The 22,344-nt window shown below is 68.5% G+C and carries 19 protein-coding genes and 1 tRNA gene; 6 read left to right on the forward strand and 14 right to left on the reverse strand.

Going from position 1 to position 22,344, the window contains the following annotated elements; all coding sequences use genetic code 11:
• Positions 1-183: 183 nt before the first annotated feature.
• Positions 184-2,322 carry an NADH:flavin oxidoreductase gene (locus tag GIS00_RS08160; RefSeq protein ID WP_154767658.1) on the reverse strand — a complete coding sequence of 713 codons (2,139 nt, stop codon included), beginning with the start codon at positions 2,320-2,322 and terminating at the stop codon, positions 184-186.
• A gap of 43 nt (positions 2,323-2,365) precedes the next feature.
• Here GIS00_RS08160 and GIS00_RS08165 point away from each other — a divergent pair, with 43 nt between their 5' ends.
• Positions 2,366-3,274 (forward strand): LysR family transcriptional regulator, encoded by a 909-nt coding sequence (locus GIS00_RS08165; protein ID WP_154767659.1) that lies wholly within the window; start codon positions 2,366-2,368, stop codon positions 3,272-3,274.
• 49 nt (positions 3,275-3,323) lie between these two features.
• On the opposite strand, the gene GIS00_RS08170 is transcribed toward GIS00_RS08165, so the two are convergent.
• From GIS00_RS08170 to GIS00_RS08180, 3 genes are all read right to left on the reverse strand, one after another.
• Entirely contained in the window at positions 3,324-4,316 is a 993-nt protein-coding gene (locus GIS00_RS08170; protein WP_154767660.1) for an LLM class flavin-dependent oxidoreductase, read from the reverse strand.
• Positions 4,317-4,419: 103 nt separating this feature from the next.
• Positions 4,420-5,979 carry an AMP-binding protein gene (locus GIS00_RS08175; protein WP_154767661.1) on the reverse strand — a complete coding sequence of 520 codons (1,560 nt, stop codon included), beginning with the start codon at positions 5,977-5,979 and terminating at the stop codon, positions 4,420-4,422.
• 171 nt (positions 5,980-6,150) lie between these two features.
• Positions 6,151-6,921 carry a glucose 1-dehydrogenase gene (locus GIS00_RS08180; RefSeq protein WP_322097690.1) on the reverse strand — a complete coding sequence of 257 codons (771 nt, stop codon included), beginning with the start codon at positions 6,919-6,921 and terminating at the stop codon, positions 6,151-6,153.
• A gap of 148 nt (positions 6,922-7,069) precedes the next feature.
• Between GIS00_RS08180 and GIS00_RS08185 the strand changes: the two genes are divergently transcribed.
• Positions 7,070-7,432, forward strand: a complete 363-nt coding sequence (locus tag GIS00_RS08185) for a response regulator transcription factor (protein ID WP_154767662.1) — start codon at positions 7,070-7,072, stop codon at positions 7,430-7,432.
• Here the strand turns inward: GIS00_RS08185 and GIS00_RS08190 are convergent.
• Positions 7,318-9,618, reverse strand: coding sequence for a GAF domain-containing sensor histidine kinase (locus GIS00_RS08190; RefSeq protein ID WP_154767663.1), 2,301 nt, complete (start codon positions 9,616-9,618; stop codon positions 7,318-7,320). The two genes, GIS00_RS08185 and GIS00_RS08190, sit on opposite strands and share 115 nt — an antisense overlap.
• On the opposite strand from GIS00_RS08190, the gene GIS00_RS08195 reads away from it, so the two are divergent.
• Complete coding sequence (locus GIS00_RS08195; protein ID WP_154767664.1) at positions 9,617-10,339, forward strand: response regulator transcription factor; 723 nt, start codon at positions 9,617-9,619, stop codon at positions 10,337-10,339. The two genes, GIS00_RS08190 and GIS00_RS08195, sit on opposite strands and share 2 nt — an antisense overlap.
• Positions 10,340-10,349: 10 nt before the next feature.
• On the opposite strand, the gene GIS00_RS08200 is transcribed toward GIS00_RS08195, so the two are convergent.
• The 4 genes from GIS00_RS08200 to GIS00_RS08215 form a co-directional block, all read right to left on the reverse strand.
• The gene (locus GIS00_RS08200; protein WP_154767665.1) at positions 10,350-10,562 is read right to left on the reverse strand and encodes a helix-turn-helix domain-containing protein; all 213 of its coding nucleotides are present in this window, start codon (positions 10,560-10,562) and stop codon (positions 10,350-10,352) included.
• Positions 10,562-11,053: a DUF2975 domain-containing protein gene (locus tag GIS00_RS08205; protein WP_154767666.1), complete on the reverse strand. Its 492-nt coding sequence runs from the start codon at positions 11,051-11,053 to the stop codon at positions 10,562-10,564. Before GIS00_RS08205 ends, GIS00_RS08200 begins: the two co-directional genes overlap by 1 nt.
• 812 nt (positions 11,054-11,865) lie before the next feature.
• Positions 11,866-12,564: a hypothetical protein gene (locus GIS00_RS08210; protein ID WP_154767667.1), complete on the reverse strand. Its 699-nt coding sequence runs from the start codon at positions 12,562-12,564 to the stop codon at positions 11,866-11,868.
• Between the two features lie 347 nt (positions 12,565-12,911).
• Positions 12,912-14,168: a hypothetical protein gene (locus GIS00_RS08215; RefSeq protein WP_230312930.1), complete on the reverse strand. Its 1,257-nt coding sequence runs from the start codon at positions 14,166-14,168 to the stop codon at positions 12,912-12,914.
• A gap of 617 nt (positions 14,169-14,785) precedes the next feature.
• Here GIS00_RS08215 and GIS00_RS08220 point away from each other — a divergent pair.
• On the forward strand, positions 14,786-15,205 hold the full coding sequence (locus GIS00_RS08220; protein WP_154767668.1) for a hypothetical protein: 420 nt from the start codon (positions 14,786-14,788) through the stop codon (positions 15,203-15,205).
• A gap of 176 nt (positions 15,206-15,381) precedes the next feature.
• A complete protein-coding gene (locus GIS00_RS28880) occupies positions 15,382-16,365 on the forward strand; it encodes a DDE-type integrase/transposase/recombinase (protein ID WP_154767669.1) in 984 nt (327 codons plus the stop codon).
• Between the two features lie 529 nt (positions 16,366-16,894).
• Here GIS00_RS28880 and GIS00_RS08230 read toward each other — a convergent pair.
• Positions 16,895-16,977 (reverse strand) — tRNA-Leu (locus tag GIS00_RS08230).
• A 117-nt stretch (positions 16,978-17,094) separates the two neighbouring features.
• Between GIS00_RS08230 and GIS00_RS08235 the strand changes: the two genes are divergently transcribed.
• Positions 17,095-18,432 (forward strand): M20/M25/M40 family metallo-hydrolase, encoded by a 1,338-nt coding sequence (locus GIS00_RS08235; protein WP_154767670.1) that lies wholly within the window; start codon positions 17,095-17,097, stop codon positions 18,430-18,432.
• A gap of 8 nt (positions 18,433-18,440) precedes the next feature.
• Here GIS00_RS08235 and GIS00_RS08240 read toward each other — a convergent pair whose 3' ends face one another.
• From GIS00_RS08240 to GIS00_RS08255, 4 genes are all read right to left on the reverse strand, one after another.
• Positions 18,441-18,752 carry an AzlD domain-containing protein gene (locus tag GIS00_RS08240; protein WP_230312931.1) on the reverse strand — a complete coding sequence of 104 codons (312 nt, stop codon included), beginning with the start codon at positions 18,750-18,752 and terminating at the stop codon, positions 18,441-18,443.
• On the reverse strand, positions 18,752-19,495 hold the full coding sequence (locus GIS00_RS08245) for an AzlC family ABC transporter permease (protein ID WP_322097691.1): 744 nt from the start codon (positions 19,493-19,495) through the stop codon (positions 18,752-18,754). The genes GIS00_RS08240 and GIS00_RS08245 overlap by 1 nt, the downstream gene beginning before the upstream one ends.
• 715 nt (positions 19,496-20,210) lie before the next feature.
• Entirely contained in the window at positions 20,211-20,429 is a 219-nt protein-coding gene (locus tag GIS00_RS08250; protein ID WP_154768046.1) for a DUF5703 family protein, read from the reverse strand.
• Between the two features lie 17 nt (positions 20,430-20,446).
• Complete coding sequence (locus GIS00_RS08255; RefSeq protein WP_154768047.1) at positions 20,447-22,330, reverse strand: ATP-dependent DNA helicase; 1,884 nt, start codon at positions 22,328-22,330, stop codon at positions 20,447-20,449.
• Positions 22,331-22,344: the final 14 nt, after the last annotated feature.

Below are 22,344 nucleotides of genomic sequence, written 5' to 3' on the forward strand. Positions count from 1 at the left end.
CCCACCTCCGGTGACCTGCTGATTGTCAAACGATCGACAAAGGCTAACAGTCGAGGGCGTTCCGGAACGGGCGCCGCCGCCACCTGTGGACAAGGGGAGGTCCGACGACCACATCTCGCACCTGCGCCACAGGTGCAGATGGTGCGGGCGCCGAGCAGGGAACGTCCGCGGAGCGGGCAGGGATCACAGCGGCAGACAGAGTCTCCCGGCGTCGTAGATGGCCGCGTGGATGTTCCGGCTGGTCACCGCATCGCCGATGCGGAACAGCTGGTAGCGGCCGTCGGTGTTGCGCACCGTGGTCTGCGCGACCATGCGGAGCAGGGCACCGTGGTCGACCTCGCCGAGGTTCGAGGATCCCGGGAGCAGCTCGTGGTAGAGGTCGGCGTTCGGTGTGGTGCCGTTCTCCACCACCACGTGGTCCACGATCCGCTCCACGGCGGTCCCGCTGTAGTCGCTGCCGAGCACCGCGCGCAGCTTCCCGCCCGGGGCCCGGTGCACCTCGCTCAGCCGTCGCGCCAGGGTGATCCGCACGTCGTGGTCGGCGAAGGCGCTCAGGTACGCCGGCGAGTTCATCGACCCGATCTCCGGCGCGAGAGTCCTCTCCGGAGTGACGATCTCGACCCGCGCACCGCCCAGCGCCAGCACCTCCGCGGCATCCATCCCCGGTTCGGCGCCGGACACGTCGTAGACCAGCACGTCGCCGGCCGCGCGCAGGGTGCCGGCGAGGACGTCCCAGCTGTCCCGGACCAGGTCGCCGCCGACCGGAACCACGTCGGTGTCCGGGATCCCACCGGTCGCCACCACGACCAGGTCCGGGTCCTCGGCCAGCACCTCCGCCGCCTCCGCGTACACGCCGAAACGCAGGTCCACCCCGGCCCGAGCGGCCTCGGAGACCCGCCAGTCGACGATGCCGAGCAGGTCCCGGCGTCGATGGGCGCGACCGGCCAACCGCACCTGCCCGCCGGGCTGCTCGTCGGCCTCGAGCAGCACCACCCGGTGACCGCGCTCGCCCAGCACCCGGGCCGCCTCCAGTCCGGCCGGTCCGGCGCCGATCACCACGGCGGAGCGCCGGCGCCCGGTCCGCAGCGGGACCAGTTGCGGCATCGACAGTTCCCGGCCGGTCGCCGGGTTGTGGATGCACTTCGCGTCACCGGCCTGGTAGATCGCGTCCAGGCAGTAGTTGGCACCGACGCACGGCCGGATCCGGTCCTCCTCGCCCCGGGCCACCTTGGCCACCAGGTGCGGGTCGGCCATCTGCGGACGGGTCATCCCCACCAGGTCGACCAGGCCCTCGCGGATCGCGTAGCGGGCGGTCGCCACGTCGCTGATCCGGGCGGCGTGCATCACCGGGATGTCGATCTCCGACCGGATCCGGCCGGCGAACTCCAAGAACGGTGCGCTCGGCATGCCCATCGACGGGATCACCCTGGCCAGCGTCGCATCCCGGTCGATGGTCCCCTTGATCACGCTGACGAAATCGATGCCGTCGTCGGCGTAGCGGCGCAGCGCGGTCATCGCCTCGTCGTAGCCGAGTCCGCCGTCGTTGCCCTCGTCCAGCGACATCCGGATGCCCACCACGAACTCCGGGCCGACCGCCTTGCGGATCGCGGTGATCACCTGCCGCGGGAACGCCATCCGCTGCTCGAGATCGCCGCCGAACTCGTCGTCCCGGAAGTTGGTGGCGGGGGAGAGGAACCCGTCGAGCAGGTGGCCGTAGGCCTCGAGCTCGATCCCGTCCAGTCCCGCCTCGCGGCAGCGCAGCGCCGCGGTCGCGTAGTCGTCGGTGATCCGGTCCAGGTCCCACTTCTCGGCGACCTTCGGCATCGACCGATGGGCCGGCTCGCGCAGGGCGGAGGAGTAGACCAGCGGCAGCCAGTCCGCGGTGTAGTTGCTGCCCCGGCGGCCGAGGTGGGTGACCTGGCACATGACCGCGGCACCGGCCTCGTGCACCTCGTCGGCCAGTCGCCGCAGATGCCCGACGATCTCGTCCCGGTGCAGCAGCAGGTTGCCGAAGGCCGGCGGGCTGTCCGGGGACACCACGGCGGAACCGCCGATCATGGTGAGACCGACGCCGCCGCGTGCCTTCTCGACGTGGTAGGCGCGGTAACGATCGGCGGGCATCCCGGCATCGCCGTACGCCGGTTCGTGCGAGGTGCTCACCACCCGGTTGCGCAGCTCGAGATCCTTGATCTTGAACGGCTGCAGCAGCGGGTCGAAGTCGGCGAGTCCCACGACGTTCCTCTCCGGACGCCCCCGGCGGAAGGACGGCCGGTGCTCACCGTAGAGCCGCAAACGATCCACCACCAGCGCAAGGAACTGCATGTGATCGTGCAACTGGGCTGCACGATCTGGTAGACAGCAGCGCATGATCGATCGCCGGCTGCAGGTGTTGCGAATGGTGGACCACACCGGAACGGTGACCGGCGCGGCCACGGCCCTGCAGTACACGCCGTCGGCCGTGTCCGCCCAGTTGCGGTCGTTGGCGGAGCAGCTCGGCGTCGTCCTGCTGGTGCCGGACGGGCGGCGGCTCAAGCTGACCGCGGCCGGGAGATCGCTGGTGGCGCACACCGACGAACTCTTCGAGCACTGGGAGCGGGTGCAGGCGGACGTCCTGGCAGCGGCGGACGAACCCACCGGCCACCTGCGGATGTGCGGGTTCTCCAGCGCCGCCGCCGCGCTGCTGCCGCCCGCTGCGGTGGCGGTCGCGCAGGCACTCCCGGCGGTCCGGGTGAGCCTGGTCGAGGCCGGGCCGCTGGAGTGCTTCGACATGCTGCTGACCGACGAGGCGGACATCGCGGTGGTGGTGCGCACCCCGGGGATCCCGCCGACCGATCACCCGAGGTTCGAGCAGCACGACCTGCTGGACGACGTGCTCGACGTGATGCTGCCGGCGGACCACCCGCTGGCCGGCCGGAGATCGGTGGGCTTCGCGGAGCTGGCCGGGCAGCGGTGGATCGTCGACCGCCCGGGCACCGCCTACCACTCGCTGTTCCTGGCCGCCTGCGTCGAGGCCGGCTTCGAACCCCGAGTGGCGCACCACGCCGCGGAATGGAACACCGGGGCGGCGATGATCGGCGCCGGGCTCGGTTGCTCGCTGCTGCCGCGGTTGGTGCCGTTGCCCGGTGGTCATCCCGTGGTCCGGGTGCCACTGTCCGGTCGTCCACGGCCGCACCGGAAGATCGTCACCGCCGTGCGGCGGGGCAGTGCGGACGCCCCGGTGATCGCGGCGGCGCGGGCCGCTTTCGCCCGCGCCGCCGCCGATCTGTCCGCCTGACCGCCGTCCCCCGTCCGACGGCGGTGCCCGGCCGACTCCGTGACCCAGGTCAGGCCGCCTCGACCTCCGGCATGATCTCCTCCTTGAGGCGCTTCAGGTCGTCGAGTGTCTTGGCGACCGGGACGTCCGCGAACGGCGGCCAGAGGAGCGGCATCGTCATCCCTGCCTCCTTGTACCGCTTGAGCATGTCGGTGATCTGCCGCGCGCTGCCGGCCAGCAGGTTCGAACCCTTGCCGGCGGGCGTCTGGTCCAGGTCGACATCGGTGATGACGAACCAGATCATGCTGCACATGTCGAGGTCGTCCACCGACTTGCCACTGCCCAGCTCCTCCAACTCCCGCTGGATGGAGCTGCGCCACATCGCCATGTCGTCCGGGGAGTCCTGGATGCCGATCCAGCCCGACAGGTCGTACTTGGCGATCCGCATCGCCGACCGCTTCGGGTCCTTCAGGCCGCTGAAGTAGATCGGCGGCCCGGGCTTCTGCAGCGGCTTGGCACCGAAGCCGCAGCGCTCGAAATCGGCGAACTCGCCGTGGTACTCGAACAGATCATTGGACCAGATGCCCTGCATGATCTCGATCGTCTCGCGGACGTGCTTGTGCCGCTTCGGGAAGATGTGCGCGGCGCTGGCCGCGGCGAACTCCTCCGGCATCCAGCCCGATCCCACACCGACGTTCAACCGGCCACCCGAGAGATGGTCGGTGGTGGCCAGTTCCGCGGCCAGCACACCCGGGGAGCGGAACGGGGTGTCGATGATGCTCATCCCGATGCGCACCTTCGACGTCTTCGCCGCCAACCACGGGATGAGTGGCATGCCCTGCAGGAACTCACCTCTCGCGCTGACCGGCAGCTGCTTGGGGAACTCCTGCATCATCCCGAACGGGTACTGCAGATTGCCCTCGTCGGACACCTCGGGGACGACGATCCGATCCAGGGTCCACACGGAGTCGAAGTCGAGGTCCTCGGCCAGGGCGGTCAGGTCCTCGAGTTCCTTGACCGTGACCTTGTCCCGGAAGTTGGGCAGGTAGAGAGCGAGCTTCATGACGGACGGCCTCCTCGCCGTTGCGGGGGTGGGACTGTTGCATCAGTACTGCGATGCCGCTGTGCTGCTGTGCCGAGGGCGGTGACCGACACCGCCGGGTGGGTCACGGTGGGCCGGCGGCACGGAGCACCTTGCGGTCGAGCTTGCCGAGCACGGTGAGCGGGAGCTGCTCCACGATCCGCACCTCCTTCGGGACCTTGTAGCGGTTGAGCTGGGTGCGGCAGTGCGCGATCACCGCGTCGGGATCCGGTGCGACACCGGGGGTCCCGACCACGAACGCGACCACCGCCTCGCCCCAGTCGGGGTGCGGCATGCCGACCACGGCGACCTGGGCCACCCCGTCCATCGCGGCGATGACGGTCTCCACCTCGCTGGGGTAGACGTTGAAGCCGCCGGAGATGATCATGTCGTTCTTCCGGTCGACCAGGTACAGGTAGCCGTCGGCGTCCACCCGCCCGAGATCACCGGTGTGCAGCCAACCGTCGCGCAACGTCTCGGCGGTCTTCTCCGGCAGGCCGTGGTAGCGCAGCATGGTGTACGGGGTCAGCGCGGTCACCTCGCCCACCTCGCCGACCGGGCATTCGTCGCCATCGTCGTCGACGATGCGCACCCGGGTCAGGGCCGTGGGCCGGCCACAGCTGGTGAGTCGTTCCGGATCGGCCGGGTCGTGGTCCTGCCGGGTCAGCCGGGTGATGAAGTTCGGCGCCTCGGTCTGCCCGTACAGCTGCATGAAGACCGGCCCGAACGTCTCCAGTCCCTGGATCAGCCGGTCCTGGGTGATCGGCGCCGCGCCGTAGAGGATCGTGCGCAACGAGGACAGGTCCGGTGTGCGGGTCCGTGCGACCGCCGCGGTGTGATCCAGCAGCCGGTAGATCATCGTCGGCACCATGAACAGGAAGGTCGCCCGGTCCTGCTCGATGCGCTGGAGCACCAGCTCCGGTGAGAAGCCGGCTTCGACGAACGCGTGCGCGCCCTTGAGCATGCCCGCCTGCAGGTGGAACCCGGCGGAGTGGGGCAGCGCCGAGGTCAGCAGCAGCACCTCGTCGTCACCGAAGCCGATCTCGATGGTGTGGGCGAGAACGTCCAGGGCCAAACCGCTCTGGCAGTGCACGACGCCCTTGGGGTTCCCGGTGGTGCCGCCGGTGTAGACGATCATGCCGATGTCGCCGGGCGCGACGGTCACGTCCGGGCGCGGCCGGGTGCCGTCACCGACGGCGTCGGCCCAGGACACTGTGCCTCCGGTGTCCCCGGGCTGCTCGCCCACCACGACGACGAGATGCAGCGGGGTGTCCGGGTCCTGCAGCCCGGTGAGCGCGTTCCCGAGCTGGGACGGGGTGGCGATCGCGACGACGGCGCCGCTGTCCCGCAGGATGTAGGCCGCGTCCTTGGCGCCCAGCATGTCGTTGAGCGGGACCTTCGCCGCGCCGAGACGCACCACCGCATGATCGGCCACCACGTACTCGGCGCAGTTGGTCATCATCAACGCCACCGGAACACCTGGGCCGACACCGTTGTCGTGCAGGAAGGCGGCCAACTGGTCGGCCTGCCCGACCAGCTGCCGGTAGCTCAGGGTCGCGCCGTTGGCGGTGATCGCCGGGCGGTCGCCGAACCGGTCCAGGGACGGGCCGAACAGCCCGTACAGGGTGAGCTCGCCGGGTGTCATCGCCACTCCGGACAGGGATCTCGGGTCATCTGTTCCTCCGCGTCGGTACCTCGTCATCGTTGTCCCCGCCGGTGCGGCGCCGTGGTGGCGGTGTCGCTGGAGGCCGGTCGGAGGTGGCCGGATCGGCCACCCCCGACCGGTGATCGGGGAGCGGGGCGGGAACGCCGGGGATCAGCCCGCGGTGTACCCGCCGTCGATGACGAGCTCGGAACCGGTGGACCAGGACGCCTCGTCGGAGGCGAGATACAGCACGCCGTAGGCGATGTCCATCGGATCGCCGGGGCGGCCGAGCGGGTGGATGGCGCACAGGGCGTCGTAGAACGCATCCCGGTTGCCGGTGTTGTCGCCGAGGAACTGCACCATCGGCGTCCAGGTGTAGCCGGGATGGACCGAGTTGACCCGGATGCCGTCCTTGGCGACGTGCAGCGCGGCGGACTTGGTGAACAGTCGCACCGCACCCTTGGAGGCGTTGTAGGCGGCCAGGTTGTTCACGCCGACCAGGCCCGCCACCGACGAGATGTTGACGATGGAACCACCTGTCGGATCCTGGCCCTTCATCACGCGGATCGCCTCGCGGGTGCCGAGGAACACCGCCTCGCTGTTGATCGAGTTCACCCGGCGCCAGGCGTCCAGGGTCGTGTCCTCGACCGTGGCGTCGTGCACGATGCCGGCGTTGTTGACCACGATGTCGATCCGGCCGTGCTCGGCGATGACCGCATCGGTCACCTCGCGCCAGCGCGACTCGGAGGTGACGTCCTGGTTGTGGTAGCTCGCCCTGCCGCCCGCGGCGACGATCTCGGCGGCGACGGTCTCGCCGTCGCTGTCCAGTACGTCGGTCAGGACGACGGTCGCCCCCTCCTTCGCGAACAGCCTGCTCATGGCCTCGCCGAGTCCCCGTGCGCCTCCGGTGATGAGGGCGACTTTGCCCTCCACGCGTCCCACGATGTTTCTCCGTTCGTCAGTGGAGTCCCGTTGTGTTGCGGGTCACAACCGACGCTAGGCCGATGATCGTCATCGTGGAAGGTGCAGGGGGACCAGATTCGGCGCGATCCCGCATGGTGCGTTCGCACCATGCGGCTACCCTCACGCCGTGGAACTGCTCGTGGTCGAGGACGATCCGATTGCCCGGGAGCTGCTGGAACTGGTGCTCTCGTCGCGGGGACATTCGGTGCGGGCGGCAACCGACGGGACCGCGGCGCTGCGATCGGCCCGGGAGCGGCGACCGGACGGGGTGATCACCGATCTGCGGTTGCCCGGCGACGTCGACGGTCGGGAACTGGTTCGCCGGCTGCGCGAGGATCCCGTGCTCGCAGGCGTTGTCGTCGTGGTGCTGACCGGTCAGGTGGACGCGGCCGGGGTGGTCGCGGTGACCGGGGCGGACGTGGCGCTGGCCAAGCCGTTCGACATCCCGGAACTGGTCGAGGTCGTCGAGCGTCTCGGCGCGCGGGGATGATCGCCGGTGCCGGCCGAAGTCGGCCGGTCCTCAGTCGGCCGGTCAGTGGTGGTCCGGTCCGTGGTCGATCGGTCGGTGGTGGCCCGGTCGGTGGTCGACCGGTCGGTGGCCGACCGGGCCACTGATCCGACTGCCGGCATCCGCACCTCGAAAGTGGTGCCGACGGACCCGGGAACCCGGCGCAGCCGGCCGCCCATCGCCCGGGTGAGCCGCTCGGACAGCGCGAGGCCGAGCCCGGTTCCCTCACCTTTGCGGGTGCCGGACCGGTGGAAAGGTGTGAACAGCAGCGGGATCTCGGCGTCAGGGATGCCCGGCCCGTCATCGCTGACCCGGAGCGCCGCACCGTCCCAGGAGACCACCACCGACCCGCCCTCCTGGGTGAACTTCACCGCGTTGCCGACCAGGTTGATCAACACCTGACGCAGCCGTCGCGGGTCGCCACTGACCCGGACCGGGCGCGCGGGCAGTTCCGCCGTCAGGCTGATACCGCCCTGGACGGCCAGCTCGGCCATCAGATCCACTGTCTCCCTGATGGTGTCGGCGGGATCGAACGGCCGGCGGTCCGGGAGCAGTCGACCGGTCTCCGCCCCGGTGAGGTCGGACAGGTCGTTGATCACCTGCAGCAGGTGCCGCCCGGCGGTGAGGATGCGCTCGATTGCGCCCTCCCGGCGTTCCGGGTCCAGTTGCACCATCTGCATGGCCTGGGCGAAACCGATCACCGCGGTCAACGGGGTGCGGAGCTCGTGGCTGACCAGCGCCAGCTGCTCGGTCTTCGCCTGGTTCGCCGCCTCGGCCACCGCCTGCTCACGACGGGCCTGGGCGACACGGCGGCGTTCGGTGAGGTCGAACAGCTCCACCACCAGGTATCTGGCGTCGCCGTCCGGTCCGGTGACCAGGGAGACGCCGAGGGTGGTCCAGAGCGGCTGCGCCCAGCTGTCGCCGACCCACCGCACCTCCGGGAGCCGGACCGGCGTGCCGTCCGCGGCGCACCTGCGCAGGGCGCTCGTGAAGTCGTCGAGATCGTCCGGGTGCACATTGTCAGGCAACCTGTCACCGGTTGCCGCGCCGCCGAGCATCCGGCTCAGCGCCGGATTCGCCTGGAGCAGGTCACCCTCCGGGGAGACCAGGGCCATCCCGACCTCCGCACCCTCGAAGGCACTGCGGAACCGTGACTCGCTCTCCGCCAGCCGGGAGAACAGGGCATGGGTGCCGATCGCGATCGCGGCGGTGTGGGTGAACCGGCCGACCAGTTCGACGTCGGAGGCATCCGGCTCCCAGGGACGGTCGTGGTAGACGGCGAAGGTGCCCAGCACCTCGTGCCGGTCGGCGTCCAGGATCGGCGTGGACCAGCAGGACCTGAGCCCGTGCTGCATCGCCATGTCCCGGAAGGCGGTCCAGCGCGGGTCGGTGGCGATGTCGGCGGCGACGATCGGGATCTTCAGGTACGCCGCCGAGCCGCACGAACCGACCGCAGGACCGATCTGCACGCCGTCGATGTACCGGCGGAACGGCTCCGGCAGGTGCGGTCCGGCGCCATGCACCAGAGTGGTGGGGTCGGGTCCGCTGAGCAGGATCGAGCAGATCGATCCGGGCAGCTGTGCCTCCATCGCCGCGACCACGCCCTGCAGGCTCTGGCTCAGCGGGACACGGCGCGCGATGCCCTCCAGGATCTCCGCCTGGGCGAGAGCCGGGAACTCCGGTCCCTCTTCGGCGACCTCGGCGATCACCGGACCCCCTGCGGCGACCAGGGTCTCGGACCGTGCGAGGTCGGCGATCGAGTCGGCATTGCGATCCGCCAGCGCGCGGAGCAGCCGGACCGCGCGGTCGGTGGCGCCCGGCTCGTTCTGGATCAGGTCGGCCAGCATGACCGTGGACTGCACCCCGGTGCGCAGATCGTGCAGCGCGAACTCCCGGCTGCGCCGGGCCTCGACCTCGTGGTGGCGGAGGGTGCGGGCGGCCCGGCGGGCCGTGCGCAGAGTGACCTCCGACGGCTGCTCGTCATACGGCAGCACCACATCGGCCCCGGCCAGCCGCGCGCGAACGGCTGCATCCGGATCGATCGACCGGACCAGCGCCACGATGGCAGTATCGGGATCGGTGGCACGGAGCTGTGCGACCTGGTCGGCGGGCACCACCCGGCAGGGGTGATCGGCGGCCACGTCCTCGTCGAGAGGGAGCTGCTGCATGGTCCACTCCAGGACGCTGCCCGGGGACCCTCCGGTCCCGGGGGCGACGGCCCCGTCGCCGCCGGTGCGACCGACGGTAACACCGGCGGCTGTGGTGCGGGTGGTGGTGGTCGACGACCACCGGGTGTTCGCCGAGCTGTTCGCCCACGCGCTGGGGACCGCCGGCTACGAGGTGTGCGCGGTGACCTTCTCGCTGGCCGAGGCTGTGGAGCAGGTCGGCACCCATCGGCCGGACGTGGTGGTGCTGGACCAGCACCTGCCGGACGGTTCCGGCTCCGGGGTGGTCGGCCGGTTGCGGTCCGTCGCGCCGGGGGTGCGGGTGCTGATGCTGACCTCGCAGGCCGACCCGCAGACCCTGATGAGCGCCGTCGGTGCCGGCTGCGACGGGTTCGTCACCAAGTCCCGCGGGATGACCGACGTGCTGGCAGCGGTGGCCGCCGTCGCCCGGGGCGAGTCGCCGATCCGCACCGACCTCGCTGCGGGCGCCGGGCCTGCGGCGGAGGGCACCGATCTGCTGACCCCGCGGGAGCTGGAGGTGCTGGAGCTGGTCTGCGAGGGCCGGGCCAACAAGGAGATCGCCGCAGCTCTCGGTCTGAGCATCAATACCGTCCGCAACCACGTCGCCCACCTGCTCGAGAAGCTGGGTGTGCGTTCGAAACTCGAGGCCGTGGCGGTGGCGACCGCGGGCGGGCTGGTGCGGGGGAGCCGGAGCGGGCGTTGATCCAGGCTGTCTACTCCGGATCGGACTCCCAGTGCAGGATGTCGCCCGGCTGGCAGTCGAGGGCCTCGCAGAGCGCGGCCAGCGTGGCGAACCGGACGGCCTTCGCGCGCCCGTTCTTCAGCACCGCCAGGTTGGCCGGCGTGATTCCCACTCGTTCGGCCAGTTCGCCGACCGGCATCTTCCGTTTCGCCAGCATCACGTCGATGTCGACGGCGATCGGCATCAGATGACCTCGTCCAACTCGGCCTGCATCCGGCTCGCCTCGGCATCACGGGCGACGGCCTGGGCCAGCAGCAGCCGCAGGACGTAGATCACGAGCGCGACACCCAGGACGGCCACACCGATCCCGGCCATGATCAGCGTGACGCCGGGGTCCTCCCGCTGACCGGGAGCATTGATCGCCGTGACCACAAACCAGACGATCGCGACCGCCACCACCGCGCCGATCACTCCGTCGACGAACCGGAACGCCGCGGGGGAGAAGACCGTCCCGCGGCGGACCATCGACACCAGCCGCCACACGCAGACGAGAGCCACCTGGACCGCGAGCAACCCGACGATCGCGCAGATGCGGAACGCGGTCAGCGGGAGTGTCCCGTCCTCAGGATCGTTCCCGCTGATCAGCAGCCAGAGCATGCCCACCTGCATACCGACCGTGCCGAGGAACATCACTGCGAGCACCGCGCGCAGCGCGTTCACCACCCACCTGGCCATGACCTGCCTCCCATCGATTCGCGATGAGTATCTATCGTTTCTCGATGGATCTGCAAGGTCGGAATCTCAAGGTCGAGCCGCTGCCTGCCTTTACCAACTGGCGCAGGTGGGGTTACAGTGCGGTGCGGCCCGCACCTACATGACGGCTACGTAGTCCACTGCGCGCATTCTTTCCGCATAGCGGACACACGGAGCGATGTGTCCGATGATGTCATCTATTGCAAACCATCGAGGACAGCAGGCGTTCCACTCCCGAGGGGCAGGGTGGCACAATCTGCCAAAATGTTGTCATGCTCGTGAACGCTTGTAAGAAACTCGTAGAACGGGTACGACTGCCTGACCCTCCGACTGGAGCTGGGAAAATTGAAGCGACCCTGTTGGATTTCGACGAATAGGAATGTCAACAGACCCTCTAAGCTAGTCAGCACCCAGATGGAATCCCACTGGGTTGCCAGCATCGAATAATCGACTGGGGCCGACCGTGGGGATTCTTTGGTGCACCGTGAGGTTTGGCGCCATATTCAGCCTCCTCCCGTACAACGATAGACGGTCAGGCACTTGAGCGCAATCGATTGCGCAATCGATAGATTCCACGCTTCCTTAACGACCGCCAAGCGACAGTCGTCCCATATTGACCTGGTCGTAAGGCTGATCGGCATGACGAATCGGAAATTTCTCGGCCTGCTCCTCGCAAGAGTTCGGGATTGAAAACTCTCCGGCTGCGGGACTTCTAGACGAAGTTAGGGATGAATAGCCAAATCCGACCAACAATCTGCGCACACTGTTTGCATCCGCCAGATTGGCCTTCGATTCTACGCCGGATCTTCCGCGTTCGTCACTCCGTCGAAGTGGATGACGATCGTTTCGTCAGTTTGATCATGCCGAGCCAGGTAATCACGTTCAGTAATGCCGGTGATCGTCAAAGAGACGTTGTCGTACTTGACAGAGCCGAACGGAATCACCTTTACGCGAGCACCCACTTCAAAAGTGGGTATCGACTTGGGCTCAGGGTAAGAATCTGTAATTCTTGCTACGCCGGGGTCAAAAGCGCGAGATTTTGGATTTCGTCTCCACACTTTTAGAGGAACCGGTGCGTCGTGGCTCTCGTCTTCGCATAGGAAGCCATTAGGGCCGGGTGGACGAACGGAGACGAACCCGTGATCGTCGGGACACAATCCAAACCAGGGGTAGAGTAGGGGGTTCACGAGCTTCGAGTCTTCGGCGCTGCCGCCTAGCCCAACAACCACTTCTTTCCAGCCATCGGAGTGTTCTGCAGCAACTCCTGCGATCGCATGCGCCACTTCGTGACGAACCGCGCCGCGGCGCTCGGCGGGAGTCATCATAGCCATGTGAGTTGCGCTGAAGACTATTCGATCGATATGAGCGAGAGTGACGCCGCCAAGATCGGTGGATTCGATGGAGTGCGCCCAGAAGACGGACCATCCATGCAAACCATGCTGAGATAGCAGCGCCTTGGCGAATCGATGTACGGTCTGCAGATCACGCTCCACTGCAGTGGACCTCGTAGGCACTTGACGTTTCACTTCTTAGACTCCATGAGGGTAGGTAGGGCGGCAGCAACACATTGGGTGGGTTTTCGATGGAATGATCCTGACGCGATGGAGTTTGCCTTTAGGCGCCGGCACCGTCGGGTCAGCAGGAATTTCCACGAAGCTGACTTTTCGGCCGGTGACCATAAGAGTGGCTCCGAGCGCAGACTCATCAGGAGCGCCGTGCTTTCATCTGGCTACTCTTGCCCGACCACTAGGCGCAAGCGAGATGCTCAGGGAACGGTGACTGAAGGCATCGGAGATGTCATTTTCCTACTTGGCAGATCCGACTTTCCGCATCAAAATCTCTACATGCGGTAATACGCGCCGGGATCAAGTTCGGCCTTCCATGTTCGATTCTTTGGATGCGTGGCCATCCACCGTGCAAGTTCCATAAGTACATCGTTAAGGTCCTCGAGAAGCGCAATCTGGCGATGCACAAACGTTCTATCCGTGATGTTCGTGCGCAACGTATGGGCAGGCTTCTGCCGGGCCTGGCGTACTTCACGCAGCGGTTGCAGTATGTCCTTCGCCACCGCCGGGGCAATGCCTCTGCCCTCGAGGAAGACAGCGAGGCGCGTGAGTGTGCCTAGGCTCTGATCATTTTTGTCCTTGCGGGGTACTCCCGCTGCGTCCAGGCCGTCATGGCGAATGTTGTCTGATAGAATCTTGTCGAGCTGTACGATGAATTCATCCCATTCACGCTGCGACGGACGGAGAATCCATCCGAATTCCTGTGGTCGATCGGTGAGATTGAAGAGTGATACGCCAAAGGCTCCCGTCCAAAGAGAGTTGAGGTTTTCAAGCTCGACGAAGAGGTGGTCGAACGGCCCAATGCCATCCGCCCAGTGGCCCATTTGGGTCATCCACCATGCAGGGTGCGGCTCTAGGTCCGTGTCGTTCACCTGATACGACTGCCAGCGTTGCTGGTGCTCAGGCGTGAGTTTGGCGAGATCACCGTAGAATGCTGCGACTCGGCGGATAATCGGCGTCATTCTATCGCCGCGATCGTAGCCCGAAAGGTCGTAGGCGAACCCAACATGACTCAATGAAACCTTATCGCGCTCGGGCTCGGCTTCGTCTATGTAGGCCGCGTCGCCGATACTCATGTCAACACCGAAGTCCCAGTAGCGAAAGTGGTAACGCGGGTCGTTTCGATAGGGCTCAAGTACATCGAAACTGAAATAGGCGAGCTCTAGACTGCCCCGACCCTTCGCCATCGCCGCGCCGAACGGACTCCCCTTCAAGCGCGCCGGAACACGCACACCCCTCATGGCGAGCGGAGTCGGGTACAGCACCACGCCATAGCCAGGCTTCGCCAACTCATCGAGTGACTCGAGCTGTGACTCGATCGTCCGCCGTGAGGGCCACGGCCGGATGTGTGGGTTCGGATAGTCGACTTCCGCCACCATCACTTGGAGTTTGCCGTCGGCCACCAGGCCCTTCGCAACGTCCACCACGGAGGTCTGGACATTTGTGTGCAGGTGGAGTCCGTTGAAGTCGCCCGACTGTAGATACCGGTCCGACACCACCTTCATGAGGGCATCTGGAGTTAGCTCGGTCATCAGACCATTCAACCGCATCGGGAGGTCCGTGGTGACATCTCTAGGGTCCAGTGCGCACTGGATCGTCATGAGTCCCCTTGACGGTCTGCTTGGCAAGCTGTCTGTCTGATGGCAGCGTCGTGAAAGTTCGAGAACGACTTGGTGGACAGAGCGGTCCGCTGCGTCCGAGGGACTCGATGCCGGCCACTACTGCGCTGATCGCTGCCAGTGCAGTGGGTTCCATCGCTGAACAGGTCGTTGGTTGCGATTCCGTGCGCATGGGCGATGCACTGAGCCGCTCAGCCAGGATCCCGAGACGGTGAGACATCGACCCGATGAGCATGTTCAGCGCCCCCTCCTCTAGACCTTGCTGATCACGGGTCGAGGCGACACCTCGACCCGTGATCAGCAGTCCTAGGCTTCTGAAGACAGAACCTACCGACGCACGCCCGCTGTGGACTCCTACGATCGGGTTCTGCTGACCGAACTGGATGCCTTCCTGGTCGGCGACAGACTATGGGAAAGATTGATCTGCCCGGGCCGCGCCTTCCAAGCCATCCTCCAGCCGCTGCTCCTCTGGTCCAGCAAGAGAAGCATCGTGCTGCCAGCCACGTGACACGGCGTGCGATGGTTGTTCTATGACGATTCGGATCATGCTCGTGGACGGCCCGCACCGAGGCACGTCGGAGGGCCTACTGATGGACCGCTCGTTCGAAGCTGCCGCGCCGGCGCCCGGTGAGACCTTCGAACTGGACAGCCAGGCGTACGCGTTTACCGGCACGTCGCAGGTCGAGGAGGACGGCGAGTACTGGCACGCCACGAAGGACTCCATCGAGCTGTTCCTGTGGCTGAAGGATCTCTCGTCGGCCACCAGGGCTCACCTGCTGGCTCACCCGAACGATCCCGTTCCCACCGAAATGATCGCAGAGCTTGTCCACTCCGGACAGGCCGTGGCCAGCGATGCCTACTGGCCGGAATCTGACGTTGGCCCGAGTGGCTTCTACCTGCGTGAGAGCGTGCAGCAGTACCTCGAAGAGCACCAGCCGCTGGAACGTTGAGGACCGACCTGTGGTAGTCATCTGGCGTCCGGGAGGACGCCAGATTCTTCGCCGAACAGTCTCGGGACGACGTCCCTAGAACTTGCTGATCACGGGTCGAGGTGACACCTCGCTGAGTTGGGTGGGGTCACGGGTGGGAGCCTTCGGTTGCTTCGGTGACCAGAAGGAGACCACCCGTGACCCCAGATCAGATCATCGCGCATCGGCGTGCGCACGTCATCTCCCAGGCCGCGAAGGTGGGTGTGTCGGCGGCCTGCCGGGCGGCCGGGGTGTCCCGCACGGCCTACTACCGGTGGGTCAAGGCCGCGGCCCGGTACGGGTCGGCGGCGCTGGTGCCCAAGCGGCGCCGGCCACCGGCGATGCCCACCGCGATGAGCGCGCAGGAGGTGTCGGCGATCCTGGCCGTCGCGGTCGCCCACCCGACGCTTGGTGCGCGACAGTTGTTGCGCCACTTGGCCAAGCATGATGTTCACCGGTCCGCGTCGGGGGTGCAGAAGGTGTTGGTGCGACACCAGCTGGGCCGCCGTGCGCAGCGGCTGGCCGCGTTGGCCTCGCTCACCGCCGCCGACACCGGCCAGCTCACCGACGCCGCGATGGCGGGGCCGTTCGGGTTCTGCCAGGCCGCGTCGGTAGCCGGGCAGAACGTGTCGATGGACACCTTCTACGTCGGCAAGCTCAAAGGCGTGGGCACGATCTGGCAGTTCACCGCGGTCGACGTGGCGACCCGATGGGCGATCGTGTCGTTGATCGTCGGGGACAAGACCGCCGCCGGCGCGGCCCGGTTCCTGGATCACGTCCGGGCCGAGTTCGGCCGGCTCGGTGTCCCGGTCACCGGGGTCCTTACCGACAACGGGCCGGAGTTCGTCGGACGCGACTTCACAAGCCACCTCGGTGATCTCGGCATCCTGCATCACCGGATCCCGCCGCGCAGCCCGAACCACAACGCGGTCTGCGAGCGGTTCCAGGGCACCCTGCTGCACGAGTTCTACCGGCCGTTCTTCCACCGCGCCCGCATCGACCGAATCGCCGATCTGCAGACCGGCCTGGCCGCCGCGATCACCGACTACAACCACCACCGCCCGAACAACGGCGCCTACATGGCCGGCCGCACCCCCCGGCAACTACTCAACGAGAAGCGACCGGCACAATCAGCCGCGTAAACAGCAGCCGCAGAGCGGCCACCTGTCACCTCCACCCGTGATCAGCAAGCCCTAGAAGGCCCGATGTGAGCATGGCACCCAAGCGCCCTGGGATATGCCGCATCGCTAAGAAGCACCCGCGCATCAGCTGGCTCAGCCCTGCCTGCTCTACAGGACGATCCGGGCTACGGCCTGATTATCGATTCACCCGAGATCACAAGCTCACCTGGGATACCGCTGTGCCACCGACGGACAGCGGCCCTGCCGCCGACTTACCTACGCTCACTGCGGCACACCAGCGCAGTCCCTGCGGCTCGCCGCCGGGCTGCACCCGAAGATCGTGCGGGAGCGACTCGGGCACCAGACCCTCAGTATCTCGCTGGACACCTACTCTCACGCCCTGCCGACCATGGAGCGCGAGGCGGCGCCTGCGCTCGGTCGATTGGTCCACGGAGGGTGATCCGGGTGGCGGATGATCACAGGCCAGAACGACAAAGCCCCTGCGCAGCGTTTCCGCTGGCAGGGGTTACGCCGTCTGTCTCAACCAGAGTGTCCGAGGGGGGACTTGAACCCCCACGCCCTTGCGGGCACTAGCACCTCAAGCTAGCGCGTCTGCCATTCCGCCACCCGGACCCGGGTCCGCAGCCCGTCCTGGCGCTGCGACGGCTCAGCTTACCCGGTCCGGGCCGGTGCTACCGACCACCGAACGGAAGGCCGGCGGACGGACCCGCGGGTGGTAGGAAAGACGCCATGTCCGACCAGTCGTCCTCCGCCGTCCAGGGTCCCAGCCAGGCCGAGAGCGAGGTGGTGACGCTCTGCAGCGAGCTGATCCGCTTCGAGTCGGTCAACACCGGTGACCCGGACACCATCGGCGACGGCGAGGCCCAGGCCGCCCGGTACATCCAGCAGAAGCTGGAGGAGGTGGGCTACGAGACCACCTACCTCGAGGCCGTCCCGGGTCGCGGCAATGTGTTCGCCCGGCTCAAGGGATCGGATCCGTCCCGGGGCGCGCTGCTGGTGCACGGCCACGTCGACGTGGTGCCGGCCGATCCCTCGGAATGGACGGTCCACCCGTTCTCCGGTGCGGTGCAGGACGGCTTCGTCTGGGGCCGCGGTGCCGTCGACATGAAGGACATGGTCGCGATGATGGTCGCGGTCGCCCGGCAGCTGAAGGCCGAGGGCACGGTGCCGCCGCGGGACATCATCTGGGCGTTCATGTCCGACGAGGAGGCCGGCGGCGCCTGGGGTTCGCAGTGGCTGGTCACCGAGCACCCGGAGCTCTTCGCGGACGCCACCGAGGCGGTGTCGGAGGTCGGCGGCTTCTCGGTGGCGATCGACGACCTGCGCCGGGCCTACCTGGTGGCCGCGGCCGAGAAGGGGGTGGCCTGGGCGACGCTGCGGGCCACCGGCCGGGCCGGCCACGGCTCGTTCACCAACGACGACAACGCGGTGACGAAGATCGCCGCCGCGGTGACCCGGCTGGGCTCCTACGACTTCCCGCTGACGATGACCGCGACCGTGCGGTCGTTCCTGGACAAGGTCGCCGGGCTCACCGGGATGGAGTTCCCGGAGGACGACCTCGAGGGGCACATCGCCAAGCTGGGCAACATCTCCCGGATCGTCAACGCCACCCTGCGCAACACCGCCAACCCGACGATGCTCAAGGCCGGTTACAAGGCGAACGTGATCCCGTCCACCGCCGAGGCGACCGTCGACTGCCGGGTGCTGCCGGGCTCGGAGGACACCTTCCGGCAGCAGGTCGCGGAGATCGTCGGCCCGGACATCGAGATCGACTGGGTGTGGCAGCCGCCGCTGGAGTTCCCGTTCGAGGGCGCTCTTGTCGACGCGATGTCCGCAGCGCTGGTGGCCGAGGACCCGCACGCGCACCCGGTGCCGTACATGCTCAGCGGCGGTACCGACAACAAGGCCTTCGCCCGGCTGGGGATCAAGGGGTACGGATTCTCGCCGCTCAAGCTGCCGGCGGACCTGGACTTCGCCGCCCTGTTCCACGGGGTCGACGAGCGGGTGCCGGTGGATGCCCTGACCTTCGGGACCCGGGTGCTGTACCGGTTCCTGCTCACCAGCTGAGGTACCGATCAGCTGCCCGGGATCCACCAGCGGACCAGTGCGGTGGTCACGGCGGCCAGCACCAGGATCAGCAGGAACGGGGCCCGGCGCCAGGCGGCGATCACCGCCACCGCGACGCCGGCCAGCCGGGCGTCGATCAGTAGCCGCTGGCCGGAGGACACCGTCTGCACGGCGATCAGCGCAGCCAGCAGCACGATCGGCAGCAACGCGGCGATCCGCTGCACCGCCGGCCGGGCCAGCAGACCGGCGGGCACGGACATCCCGGCGAGCTTGAAGAGGTAGCAGCCGACCGAGGCGACCAGGATCGCGGCCCACAGCATCAGGCGGCCTCCCCATGCGGGGCCGGGCGGTCGGGCAACGGCGGCTCCCGACGGGGCCACGCGCCGACGGCGATGCCGAACGCCGCGGCCACTAGTACCGGTACCCCCGGCGGGACGAACGGCACCGACAGTACGGCGAGGCCCGCGGCAGCGAGGGCGATCGCCCAGGTCTCCCGATCACGGAGCCGCGGCCAGAGCAGCGCGACGAAGGCCGCCGGCCCGGCCGCGTCCAGACCGAAAGCAGCCGGGTCGGTGAGGGCGCCGGCGCCGAGCGCACCGATCAGCGAACCGAGGTTCCACAGGGTGAACACGCCGATACCCGTGACGTAGAAACCGATCCGGGCCTCTCGCTCGGAGTCCCGGCCCAGCGACATCGCCGACGACTCGTCGATCACCACCTGCGCCGCGGCCGCCCGGCGGAGGCCGCGCAGTCCGAGCAGGGTGGACAGCCGCAGTCCGTAGAAAGTGTTGCGGGACCCAAGCAGCAGCGCGGCGACCGCGCCGGCCCACGGGGACCCGCCGCCGGCGACGACACCGACGAGGGCGAACTGGCTGCCGCCGGAGAACATGATCAGCGAGAGGGCCATCGTCTGCCAGACGTCCAGTCCACCGGCCGCGGCGATGGCACCGAAGGAGATCGCGAACGCGCCGCAGGCGATGACCACGCCCAGGGACTGCCGCACCACCGGGAGCGCGGTGAACTCCCGCAGTCCGCGGCGGTGCGGGGGAGTGGGCTCGCTCACCGCGTCACCCTAGGGGACCGGTGGTGTCCGGTCCGCGCCGTTTCCGATGCCAGTCGACCGGCACTGGCCTGGACAGGCTGATCCGACAGCGCCCTCGCCGATGGTGTGCCCAGGGCGCTCGTCCGGTATCCGTGCAACGATCCGCCCCCCGGCGGCGCTGTCCGCACTCGCCGGTGTCTGCACTCGGCCGTGTCTGCACCCGGCCGACTCTGCACTCGGCCGGGTCCACCGCTGCCCGTGCCGGCCCCGCAGCCGATGACCGGCGGATCCGCGCCCCTCCGGCGGACCCGCCCGGCCGCGGGGCCGGTCGTCGCCCGCGGCACCTGCACCGACGGGCTCCGGGCTGCGGCTCGGACCCTCCCCCCGTGCCGCTGGAGAAGATCCTGTCCGCGCAGGTCCGCGGGTTCGTCGGCGGATCGGTGGTTGCACCGGTGGAACGTGCCGCCCACCGATCGGTGGACCCGTCGCAGTGATCAACACGGCGTTGTTGTTCCGGGTGGGGCAGGAGTCGACGAGTTCGCCCCTGCAGGCCGAGATGATCCACGCCACAGGCGGTTCAGCGGGACTCAGGACGCGTGTGAGGACACGCAGCGCAGGACCGGTGGCGCGCGTACGAAAATGGCGACTCCTGCACCACCCGTCCCAACGGCGGCAACTTCACACGCGCCTGCGATGAAGATCCTCGCGCCCAGCGGGGGTCAGGTCAGGGGCAGGTTCAGGGGGTGAGGTCGGGGAGGAGGCCGGGGGTGCGCCGGCGGCGCAGCCAGACCCGGCGGCTGCCGTCGGCGAAGCGGAGGACGCGGGCGAGCTCCCAGCCGGAGAACTCGGCGCGGATGGAGAGCATGGTCGCCGCGGTGGAGCGGGAGACGCCGGCGTCGAAGCGCAGCGGGGCGTACTCCCAGTCGCCGTCCTCGCCGTGCGGGTACCCGGCCATCCGGCCGTACGGAGCGGTCACGACTCCTCCTCCCCGCCCTGGTCCTCGTCGGATCCGTCGGCGGTCGCTCCCCGATCATGCCGCAGGAGTTCCTCCAGCCGGGTGCGGCGGGGCTGTGATCCGATGTCGTGCACGGCCCGGGCCAGCGCGGGTCCGGCGGCGTGCGCGACCGACAGGTGCTTCCGGGCCCGGGTCAGCGCGGTGTAGACCAACGGCCGGGACAGCATCTGACCGGCCTCGGGCGGCATCACCGCCACCACGGCGTCCCACTCCGAGCCCTGGGCCCGGTGCACGGTGATCGCCCAGCCGTGCAGCAGGTCGTTCAGCGACTTCCCGCTGATCTCGGACTCGCCGCCGGTGAACGCCACCCGGACGGAGTTGTCGCCGGTCGCGACCACGGTGCCGACCTCGCCGTTGGCGAAACCGGTGGGCTCGGCGTCGAGGTGGTTCGCGGTGGCCACCACCCGGTCCCCGACGTCGAAGCCGCGGACGGTGCCGTTGCCGGGGTTGAGCCGGGCCTTGAGCGCCTTGTTCAGCGACTGCGTCCCGGCCGGTCCCTTGTGCACCGGGGTGACCACCTGCAACTGGTCGCCGGACGCCCCGAACACCCGGGGGATGGAGTCGGTGACCAGCTGCACCACCCGGTGCGCCGCCTCCTCCGACCCGCGGCAGGGCACCACCACCACCTCGTGGGTGGGAGAGGTCACCGCGGGCAGCTCGCCGCCCCGCACCGCGGTCGCCAGCCGGGCGATCGCGCCGCCCTCCTCCTGCCGGTACAGCTTCGTCAGCTCGGTGACCGGCAGCGTCCCGGAGTCGATCAGGTCGGCCAGCACCCGGCCCGGGCCGATCGAGGGCAGCTGCGCCGGATCACCGACGATCACCAGGTGGGTCCGGTCCGGCAGCGCCGCCAGCAGCGCCGCGCAGAGCTCGACGTCCAGCATCGACGCCTCGTCGACCACCACCAGGTCGGCCTCGATCGGGTTGCCCTCGTCGTGCTCGAAGAACGAGCCGGCGCCGCGGTCGTCCTGGCCAGGCCGGCGGGCCCCGAGCAGGCGGTGGATCGTGGTGGCCGGGTGCCCGGTCAGTTCCTCCAGCCGCTTGGCCGCCCGGCCGGTCGGCGCCGCCAGCGCCACGCTCGAGCTGACCCGGGTGCAGAGCGCCACGATCGCCGCGACGGTCCGGCTCTTGCCGGTGCCGGGGCCACCGGTGAGCAGTGAGACACCTTCCGCCGCCGCCAGTGTCACCGCACCGGACTGCACCTCGTCCAGTCCCTTGAGCGCCTGCTTGACCGCCCGCTCACCCGCCAACGACACCGCGGAGTCGGCGAGACGCCCGATGTGGAAGGCGATCTCCTCCTCCGCATCGGCCAGCACCCGGCGCGCCACCGCCGGCTGCCCGTCGGCCAGCACCCCGGACACCAGCTCCGCGTCGACGGCGTCCTTGAACGCCTGCTGGGCGTCGGTGCCGAAGGGCCGCAACGCATCCGCGAGCAACGGGAGCGGGCAGACGGTGTGCCCCTGGCGGGCGAACCGGGCGAGGGTCCAGTCGACCAGGGACCGGCCGCGGCGCGGGTCGTCCCGCTGCACGCCCGGTTCGATCTCCCGGGCCAGCCGGTCGGCCTGGGCCACCGTGACGTCGGGCAGCCCGAGCAGCCGCCACGGGTCCTCACGCAACCGGTCCGCGGCGTTGTCGCCGAGCAGGTCGACCAGCCGCGACGCCCAGCGGGCCGGGAGTTCCAGCGGCACCAGCAGTTCCGCCAACGAGTAGAGATGCCCGGCGCCGATCCAGGCGGTGTAGAGCCGGTCGGCGCGACGGGCCGCGACCCCGGGCAGGCCGGTCAACGCCTTCACCGTCACCTGGGACGGAGTCGAGATCCCGGCCGTGCGCAGCGTTCCGGCCATCGCCTGGCCGACCC

This window comes from Nakamurella alba (assembly GCF_009707545.1).
Classification (GTDB): domain Bacteria; phylum Actinomycetota; class Actinomycetes; order Mycobacteriales; family Nakamurellaceae; genus Nakamurella; species Nakamurella alba.

Bases quoted from the DNA above. Each gene is read 5' to 3' on its own strand.
- GIS00_RS08220 (WP_154767668.1), top strand. From the start codon at position 14,786: ATGACGATTCGGATCATGCTCGTGGACGGCCCGCACCGAGGCACGTCG.
- GIS00_RS08165 (WP_154767659.1), top strand. From the start codon at position 2,366: ATGATCGATCGCCGGCTGCAGGTGTTGCGAATGGTGGACCACACCGGA.
- GIS00_RS08195 (WP_154767664.1), top strand. From the start codon at position 9,617: ATGGTCCACTCCAGGACGCTGCCCGGGGACCCTCCGGTCCCGGGGGCG.
- GIS00_RS08170 (WP_154767660.1), bottom strand. From the start codon at position 4,316: ATGAAGCTCGCTCTCTACCTGCCCAACTTCCGGGACAAGGTCACGGTC.
- GIS00_RS08175 (WP_154767661.1), bottom strand. From the start codon at position 5,979: ATGACACCCGGCGAGCTCACCCTGTACGGGCTGTTCGGCCCGTCCCTG.
- GIS00_RS08160 (WP_154767658.1), bottom strand. From the start codon at position 2,322: ATGCAGTTCCTTGCGCTGGTGGTGGATCGTTTGCGGCTCTACGGTGAG.
- GIS00_RS08205 (WP_154767666.1), bottom strand. From the start codon at position 11,053: ATGGCCAGGTGGGTGGTGAACGCGCTGCGCGCGGTGCTCGCAGTGATG.
- GIS00_RS08250 (WP_154768046.1), bottom strand. From the start codon at position 20,429: ATGGCCGGGTACCCGCACGGCGAGGACGGCGACTGGGAGTACGCCCCG.
- GIS00_RS08215 (WP_230312930.1), bottom strand. From the start codon at position 14,168: ATGACCGAGCTAACTCCAGATGCCCTCATGAAGGTGGTGTCGGACCGG.
- GIS00_RS08200 (WP_154767665.1), bottom strand. From the start codon at position 10,562: ATGCCGATCGCCGTCGACATCGACGTGATGCTGGCGAAACGGAAGATG.
- GIS00_RS08255 (WP_154768047.1), bottom strand. From the start codon at position 22,330: ATGGCCGGAACGCTGCGCACGGCCGGGATCTCGACTCCGTCCCAGGTG.
- GIS00_RS08235 (WP_154767670.1), top strand. From the start codon at position 17,095: ATGTCCGACCAGTCGTCCTCCGCCGTCCAGGGTCCCAGCCAGGCCGAG.
- GIS00_RS08240 (WP_230312931.1), bottom strand. From the start codon at position 18,752: ATGCTGTGGGCCGCGATCCTGGTCGCCTCGGTCGGCTGCTACCTCTTC.
- GIS00_RS08190 (WP_154767663.1), bottom strand. From the start codon at position 9,618: ATGCAGCAGCTCCCTCTCGACGAGGACGTGGCCGCCGATCACCCCTGC.